The 5,438-nt window shown below is 70.2% G+C and carries 7 protein-coding genes; 3 read left to right on the forward strand and 4 right to left on the reverse strand.

Going from position 1 to position 5,438, the window contains the following annotated elements:
* Positions 1-83: 83 nt before the first annotated feature.
* Positions 84-536: a hypothetical protein gene (locus tag A9W96_RS32055; protein ID WP_066873253.1), complete on the forward strand. Its 453-nt coding sequence runs from the start codon at positions 84-86 to the stop codon at positions 534-536.
* A 10-nt stretch (positions 537-546) separates the two neighbouring features.
* Here the strand turns inward: A9W96_RS32055 and A9W96_RS06555 are convergent, their stop codons facing one another.
* From A9W96_RS06555 to A9W96_RS06570, 4 genes are read right to left on the reverse strand one after another with little or no spacing between them, the layout of a single operon-like run.
* Positions 547-1,635 carry an adenosine deaminase gene (locus A9W96_RS06555; protein WP_067024440.1) on the reverse strand — a complete coding sequence of 363 codons (1,089 nt, stop codon included), beginning with the start codon at positions 1,633-1,635 and terminating at the stop codon, positions 547-549.
* A complete protein-coding gene (locus A9W96_RS06560) occupies positions 1,632-2,918 on the reverse strand; it encodes a thymidine phosphorylase (protein ID WP_067138529.1) in 1,287 nt (428 codons plus the stop codon). Before A9W96_RS06560 ends, A9W96_RS06555 begins: the two co-directional genes overlap by 4 nt.
* A 15-nt stretch (positions 2,919-2,933) precedes the next feature.
* Complete coding sequence (locus A9W96_RS06565; RefSeq protein WP_156765136.1) at positions 2,934-4,067, reverse strand: hypothetical protein; 1,134 nt, start codon at positions 4,065-4,067, stop codon at positions 2,934-2,936.
* Positions 4,068-4,116: 49 nt separating this feature from the next.
* Positions 4,117-4,521, reverse strand: coding sequence for a cytidine deaminase (locus tag A9W96_RS06570; RefSeq protein WP_067138533.1), 405 nt, complete (start codon positions 4,519-4,521; stop codon positions 4,117-4,119).
* Positions 4,522-4,780: 259 nt separating this feature from the next.
* Between A9W96_RS06570 and sdhC the strand changes: the two genes are divergently transcribed.
* Both sdhC and A9W96_RS06580 read left to right on the forward strand, forming a co-directional pair.
* Positions 4,781-5,119 (forward strand): succinate dehydrogenase, cytochrome b556 subunit, encoded by a 339-nt coding sequence (gene sdhC / locus A9W96_RS06575; protein WP_066863585.1) that lies wholly within the window; start codon positions 4,781-4,783, stop codon positions 5,117-5,119.
* Positions 5,116-5,438, forward strand: a 323-nt coding sequence (locus A9W96_RS06580) for a succinate dehydrogenase (RefSeq protein ID WP_067138535.1), incomplete at its 3' end; no start/stop codon positions are given. The genes sdhC and A9W96_RS06580, both read left to right, overlap by 4 nt.

The following is a 5,438-nucleotide window of genomic DNA, read 5'->3' on the forward strand; positions in this document are numbered from 1 at the left end:
GATCGACAGCCCGGACAAGCCGTGCCGGGCCCGTAGCTGGGGGCACGATGGCTTGGACGATCCCTACAGGAGTCCGCGACGTGATGGCGAAAACGGTTGTGGCCGCAGCGCTGATCGCAGTCGCCGCGGCGGGTGCGGGCGCACGGGCGAACGCGATGCCCGCGCCGGCCGCGCGAATCCTCGTTGCGCCGCAGGATAATCCCGATCCCGGCCTGCCGACCAACCCGTCCGATCCCCGATGTGTGGCGATGCCAGAGGTCGCGCAGTGTCAGGGCGGGCCGTACGCCGCCGACGCCGCCCCCACCGGCCCGGCGGATACCGCATGCATCAGCCAGCCCGCCAATCCCGTGTGCGCCGGAGGCCCGTACGCGCTGCCGCCGGCGGCCGCCCCGCAGATCGCCCCGCCGCCGCCCGCGGCCCCACCGCCGCCGGTGGACCAGGCGCCGATCGCGCCGCCGCCCGTCGCGCCGCCGGCAGTGCCGGTCGCGCCCGCGGCACCGGCCGACCCCGACATCGGGATGCCGGGGCACATATGACGGTGAGCCGCTAGCCGATCAGCACGGCATAGCGCGGCTTGATCACCTCGTCGATGATCGCCAGCCGCTCGTCGAACGGGAGGAACGCTGACTTCATCGCGTTGATGGTGAACCGCTCGAGGTCGCTCCATCCGTAGCCGAAAGCCTCGACCAGCCGGTGCATTTCGCGGCTCATGAAGGTGTCGCTCATCAGCCGGTTGTCGGTGTTCACGGTCACCCGGAAGCGGGTGCGGGCCAGCAGATCGAACGGATGCTCGGCGATGCTGTTGACGGCACCGGTCTGCACGTTGGAGCTGGGGCACAGCTCCAGCGGAATTCGCTTGTCCCGCAAGATGGATGCTTGTTGACCCAGCCGGACCTTGCCGTCGCCCAGCACCTCGATGTCGTCGACGATGCGCACCCCATGGCCCAGCCGGTCCGCCCCGCAAAAGGCGATCGCCTCGTGAATGGACGGCAGGCCGAACGCCTCACCGGCGTGAATGGTGAAGCGCGCGTTGTGGTCTCGCATGTATTCGAAAGCGTCCAGGTGCCGGGTCGGTGGGTTGCCCGCCTCGGCGCCGGCGATGTCGAACCCGACAACTCCCTTGTCCCGGAACCGGATTGCCAGCTCGGCGATCTCCCGGGACACCGCCGCGTGCCGCATCGCGGTGACCAGCAGGCGCACCACGATCGGGCGCCCGGCCGCGGCGCAGGCCTTCTCACCGTCGGCGAAGCCGGCCAGCACGGCGTCGACGATCGCATCGAAGGACAGCCCGCGGTCGATGTGCAGTTCGGGCGCGAACCGGATCTCGGCGTACACCACCGAGTCCTCGGCCAGATCTTCTACGCACTCGTAGGCGACCCGGTGCAGCGCCTCGGGCGTCTGCATCACCGCGACGGTGTGCGAGAACGGCTCCAGGTAGCGCTCCAGCGAGCCGCTGTGCGAACGGGTGCGAAACCACGTCGCCAGCTCGTCGACGTCGGTGGCGGGCAGCCCGTCGTAACCGATCTGCCCGGCGATCTCCAGCACCGTCGACGGGCGCAGGCCGCCGTCGAGGTGATCATGCAGCAGGGCCTTGGGGGCCTTCCTGATCTGCTCGAGGCCCAGCGGTGCGGTCATGTCATGATCCGATCGATGATCAGCGGCCGGGGAGTCGGGGCCGTGTCGCCGACGCTCCACCCGCCGTCCAGCTCGGCCAGCGCGGCACCGAAACGCTCCGGGATGTCGGTGTAGAGGGTGAACAACGGCTCGCCGGCGGTGACCGGTTCGCCGGGCCGGCGGTGGATCCGGATCCCCGCGCCCAGCTGCACCCGCTCGCCCGGGCGGGACCTGCCCGCGCCGAGCCGCCATGCCCCCAGCCCCACTGCCATCGCGTCGATATCGCCCATTGTGCCGCCCCGGGGCGCGGTCACGGTCTCGGCATGCCGACCGAGGGGCAACGGCACCGACAGATCGCCGCCCTGGGCCGCGACGAGCCGGCGGAACCGGTCCATCGCGGTGCCGTCGCGCAGGGTGTCGGCGGGGTCGCGGTCGCGGATCCCGGCCAGCTCCAGCATCTCGGAGGCCAGCCGCAGGGTCAGCTCGACGACGTCGGGCGGCCCGCCCCCGGCCAGCACCTCGAGCGACTCGGCCACCTCGAGGGCGTTGCCGACCGTGGCGCCCAGCGGCCGGTTCATGTCCGTCAGCAGGGCGCGGGTGGGCACGCCGTGCGCCGCCCCCAGCTCGACCATGGTGTGCGCCAGCTCGCGGCACTGCCGCTCGGAGTCCAGCAGCGCCCCGGAGCCGACCTTCACGTCGAGCACCAGCGCGCCGGCCCCCTCGGCCAGCTTCTTGCTCATCACCGAGCTGGCGATCAGCGGCAGCGACTCGACCGTGGCGGTGATGTCGCGCAGCGCGTACAGCTTGGCGTCGGCGGGAGCCAGGTCGCCGGCGGCGAAGATGGCCGCGCCGAGGACGCGAAGCTGCTCGCGCACCCGCCGGTTGGACAGCTGGGCGGTGAACCCGGTGATGGATTCCAGCTTGTCCAGGGTGCCGCCGGTGTGGCCGAGCCCGCGGCCCGACGCCTGCGGGACCGCGGCTCCGCAGGCGGCGACGACGGGCACCAGCGGCAGGGTGATCTTGTCCCCCACCCCGCCGGTGGAGTGCTTGTCGACGGTGGCCAGGCCCAGGTCACCGAAATCGAGCGTGTCCCCCGACGCCAGCATCGCCGCCGTCCACCGGGCGGTCTCGGCGCGGTCCATGCCGCGCAGCAGGATCGCCATCAGCAGCGCCGCCATCTGTTCTTCGGCCACCCGGCCGTCGGTGTAGGCGCCGATGACCCAGTCGATGGCGGCGTCGGACAACCGGCCGCCGTCGCGCTTGGTCCGGATCACCGTGGGCGCGTCGAACGCGGGGTCAGCCAAGTGGCTCCCCGGGGCTCAGGGTGTCGTCCCGTTCTCTTTGACGAACGACGCAAGCGCGCCGACGAGCTGGGTGGAGAATGGCAGTGGCTTCGGGTAATTGACCGGCGTTCCGCTGGCGTCCTCTTTCAGGACGTGGTTCACCCCGGTCAGGTGGACATAGTCGGTCTTGGTGCCCGCGCTGGTCAGGCCTGACACCAGGGAATCGACGTCCTGGCAGGTGATCTGCAGATCGGCGTCGCTGCAGGTGACCAGCACCGGCATGTTGCGCGGCAGCTTCGCCGCCAATGCCTGCGGGTCGATCGCGTCCTCCTGCAACAGGGCGTGCGCATTGGCGGCGTTGATCACCGACTTCAGCCCGGGCGGTTCGTCGGGCGGGACCTGGCCGGTCGCGCGGAACTGCTGTATCGCGTTGTCGATCGCCGCGGTGCTTTCGGCGGCCCGCGCCGCGGCGACGCGTCCAGACCTGACGGCGGCGTCGGCCTGGGCGTGGGCCTGCTCGGACACATGGTCGAGGATGCGGCGGCTCGCCGGTTCCACCAGGCCCAAGGACTGCACCGCGGGAACCGTCCCGGGCGCGGCGGTGGCCAGCATCATCGCGTAGAGGGCGCCTTCGCTGTGGCCGAGCGCCATCAGATGAGTCCGGTCGATGCCGGATTGGTTGGCCAGGAAGTTCAACGCGGCGGCCGCCTCGTCTTTGAACACGCCGATGTCGACCTTCGCCGGGTCGGTGGCGTAGGGGCCGAGCCCGGTCTGACCGGTGCCCAGCTTGTCGTAGCGCAAGCTGGCGACGCCGTCGTCGGACAGCGCCCGCGCCAGATTCCGCAGCGTGTCGACCTGACCCGGCATGGCGGCCGAGTCACCGTTGCGATCCGTCGGCCCACTGCCGGCGATCAGCAGCGCCGCCGGCACCGCCCGCCCATGCCCCGCCGGATGACGGAACGTGCCGTACACGGTCATGTCCGCGACCGGGAAGGAGACGGAGTCCTCCACCCAGGACGACGACGCCGGCGCCGGCGACGAGGTCCCCGACGGCGGCTTTGCGGCGGGTGACTGCGACGCGCATCCCGCGGCCCCCATACTCGCCGCGATCAGCACCGCAACAAAAAGCCTGGGCAGCGATCCCATCGGCGGCGCGCTCCCCCGTTGCACACGGATGACGGTAAGCCGACCGGCAACGCTCAGCAAGCGACCGCGTGCATCAGCCACGCCCGCGGGCCAGGTCGTCGGGCCCGAAAGCGTCCGGCAGCAGGTCGCCGAGCCGGCGCGGCCCGCGCGGATGGTCGATCAGCAGCTCCGGGCCGCCGTGTTCGGCCAGCACCTGGCGGCACCGCCCGCACGGCATCAGCACCGATCCCCGCCCGTCCACGCACGCCAGCGCCACCAGGCGCCCACCGCCGCCCGAATGCAGGGCGCACACCACCGCACACTCGGCACAGAGACCGAGGCCATATGAGATGTTCTCCACATTGCAGCCGGTCACCACCCGGCCGTCATCGACCAGCGCGGCCGCCCCGACCCGGAATCGCGAGTACGGTGCGTAGGCGCCCTCGGCGGCATCTATTGCCTTGTCCCGCAACATCTTCCAGTCGATCTCAGGCGTCATGAATCCCCGCTCACCGATGGCCGATTCCGACAGTCACCCTATCCGCAAAACGGCGTTTCGCTTGACGGACATTGCCCCAAGTCACAGCGTGTCCGAGCTAAGCTCAAGTGCCCGGCGTGACCGACGTTGAGGCCGGAAGAAGGCGCAGGACTGGGGTGACACTGGGGTGACTACGCAACCGACAACCGCGGATCCGGCGGCTCCGGCTCCCTCGCGCAAACGCAGGCCACCACGCACGCTGTACCGGGGCGACCCAGGCATGTGGTCGTGGGTGCTGCACCGGATCAGCGGCGCGACGATCTTCTTTTTCCTGTTCGTCCACGTCCTGGACGCCGCGATGCTGCGGGTCAGCCCGCAGACCTACAACGCGGTGATCCACGATTACCAGATGCCGGTCGTCGGGCTGATGGAATACGGCCTGGTCGCGGCGGTGCTCTTTCATGGCCTGAACGGGATCCGGGTGATCCTGATCGACTTCTGGTCCGAGGGCCCGCGCCATCAACGGTTGATGTTCTGGATCGTCGGCGTCGTGTTCCTGCTGCTGATGGTTCCGGCCGGCGTGGTGACGGTCATCCACATGATGGAGCACTTCCGATGAGCGGCCCGGATTTGCAGCTCGGTCGCGGCGAGCTCGCCCCGGTCAAACAGCGCCTGTATGACCGCCCCGCCAGCCTGGACAACCCACGCTCCCCGCGGCGGCGGGCCGGCATCCCCAACTTCGAGAAGTTCGCGTGGCTGTTCATGCGGTTCTCCGGGATCGCGCTGTTCGTGCTGGCGATCGGGCACCTGTTCATCATGTTGATGTGGGATAACGGCGTTTACCGCATCGACTTCAACTATGTGGCGCAGCGCTGGGCGTCGCCGTTCTGGCAGTTCTGGGACCTGGCGCTGCTGTGGCTGGCGCAGCTGCACGGCGG

The sequence above is a fragment of the Mycobacterium sp. 1245852.3 genome, assembly GCF_001669335.1.
GTDB classification, from domain to species: Bacteria; Actinomycetota; Actinomycetes; order Mycobacteriales; family Mycobacteriaceae; genus Mycobacterium; species Mycobacterium europaeum_A.

What these genes read in the sequence shown, in the direction of transcription:
- A9W96_RS06555 (WP_067024440.1), bottom strand. Translation starts at nt 1,635, where the DNA reads ATGACCGCACCGCTGGGCCTCGAGCAGATCAGGAAGGCCCCCAAGGCC.
- A9W96_RS06570 (WP_067138533.1), bottom strand. Translation starts at nt 4,521, where the DNA reads ATGACGCCTGAGATCGACTGGAAGATGTTGCGGGACAAGGCAATAGAT.
- A9W96_RS32055 (WP_066873253.1), top strand. Translation starts at nt 84, where the DNA reads ATGGCGAAAACGGTTGTGGCCGCAGCGCTGATCGCAGTCGCCGCGGCG.
- sdhC (WP_066863585.1), top strand. Translation starts at nt 4,781, where the DNA reads ATGTGGTCGTGGGTGCTGCACCGGATCAGCGGCGCGACGATCTTCTTT.